General features: G+C 60.8%; 1 pseudogene. It reads left to right on the forward strand.

What is annotated here, in order from left to right:
• Positions 1-599, forward strand: a pseudogene (locus IVB27_RS19895) (ISL3 family transposase); the annotation flags it as partial.
• Positions 600-699 lie beyond the last annotated feature (100 nt).

Genomic DNA, 699 nt, shown 5'->3' on the forward strand with positions numbered 1-699 from the left:
GAAGGCGCGGTTGCCAGCCCTTTGCTGTGCCGAGCGTGATCGGTATCGACGACTGGGCCTGGCGCCGCAATCAGCGGTACGGAACAATCATCTGCGACCTCGAGCGGCGACGACCGATCGCCCTGTTACCCGACAGAGAGCCAGCTACTGCACAGGCCTGGCTCTCGGGGCAGCCGCAAATTGCTGTCGTCGCGCGCGATCGCGGCGGTGGTTACGCCCTTGCTGTAGCGAAGGCGCTTCCGCAGGCCACCCAGGTCGCTGACCGCTGGCATTTGATGGAGAATGCCAGCCACGCATTTCTCGATGCGGTCCGCAAATCAATGCGCCAGGTTCGTGTGGCGGTCGGCTCCGCCACAATAAATCCTGCCTTGCTGACGGCCGCGGAGCGGATCCAGTACGAGGGCTATCTACGGCGTGAGGATACCAACGCGGCAATCCTCAGACAGGCGGGGACGGGCGTCTCCATAAAGGAGATCGTACGACTTACGGGACATAGCCGAGGCCTCGTCCGCAAGGTGCTCCGAGGTCAGCGAACGGATGTGTTCAGAGTGCGTGAGAGTTCTCTCGAACATCATCTGTCTTGGCTTTATGCCCAGTGGACTAGGGTCTGTACCTGATTAGCGAGTTCTGATTCCCTCGTGCCAAGTTGATTCGGCACGGGGGACTTCGATGCGCAAAGGACTGTTCTGGCTCAACGAC

The organism is Bradyrhizobium sp. 197 (genome assembly GCF_023073375.1).
Taxonomy (GTDB): Bacteria; Pseudomonadota; Alphaproteobacteria; order Rhizobiales; family Xanthobacteraceae; genus Bradyrhizobium.